The organism is Bradyrhizobium sp. Kon58, assembly GCF_055807455.1.
Window position 1 is genome coordinate 1 of sequence record NZ_JBVVOT010000344.1, and the last position, 295, is coordinate 295.

The 295-nt window shown below is 61.4% G+C and carries 1 protein-coding gene; it reads right to left on the minus strand.

What is annotated here, in order from left to right:
* The coding region (locus tag AC0L20_RS40710; RefSeq protein WP_473295779.1) for an aminotransferase class I/II-fold pyridoxal phosphate-dependent enzyme at positions 1–295 on the minus strand (295 nt) is incomplete at both ends.

A 295-nucleotide genomic window follows, 5' to 3' on the forward strand; every position in this document is an offset into this window, starting at 1 on the left:
CACCTTCGTCGCACAGGTAGTGCACCGGGTGGCCGCCAGCCAGGGTCACGGCGGCGGTCCACAGCGGGTAATCCGGTGCCGGCACCAGCACTTCGTCGCCGTTGTTGAGCAAGGCCTGCAGCGACATCACAATCAGTTCAGACACGCCATTGCCCAGGTAGATGTCTTCAATACCGACACCTTCCACCTGCTTCTGCTGGTAATACTGCATCACCGCCTTGCGTGCGCTGAACAGGCCTTTGGAGTCGCTGTAGCCTTGGGCGGTGGGCAGGTTGCGGATCACGTCCTGGAGGAT